The sequence below is a fragment of the Shewanella sp. T24-MNA-CIBAN-0130 genome, from assembly GCF_040310185.1.
Lineage (GTDB): Bacteria > Pseudomonadota > Gammaproteobacteria > Enterobacterales > Shewanellaceae > Shewanella > Shewanella psychromarinicola.
In genome coordinates this window covers 1-364 of sequence record NZ_JBEOPP010000177.1, presented here as the reverse complement: position 1 = coordinate 364, position 364 = coordinate 1, and the positions used below count along the sequence as shown (strand labels likewise).

Sequence of the window (364 nt, the reverse complement as noted above, 5' to 3'; positions counted from 1 at the left end):
ACAATTAGACTCCGCATGGTGCAGTATAGCAAAATTATAGTTACTACGCAGCTCATTGACGGCACCAATAGCGGGAAAAGATTATGTATTTCGGCCTGTATATATCCATACTCTTTGTTCTGTACTACCTCAAGTTTATAGTCTTACAAGGTAATCTAGTGGTGTTTTTCAAGCTGTGGCTTCATTGTTCGATTCTAAAAATTCTGCAATTGAACGATAAACAAACTCACATTCACTTTTGACTAGATCTTCCATATTCATGAAAGTGTGGATCATGTCGGGAAAATGAATCAACTGAGTAGCAACACCCGTTTCGCGAACTTTTTGTATATAAAGGATCCCTTCGTCGCGTAAGGGACAGAAT

1 protein-coding gene is annotated in these 364 nt (G+C 38.5%); it reads right to left on the bottom strand.

The features are described from left to right. Positions 1 to 168 precede the first annotated feature (168 nt). Positions 169 to 364: alpha/beta hydrolase (locus tag AAEZ02_RS21975; protein ID WP_502959605.1), on the bottom strand; the 196-nt coding region annotated here is incomplete at its 5' end.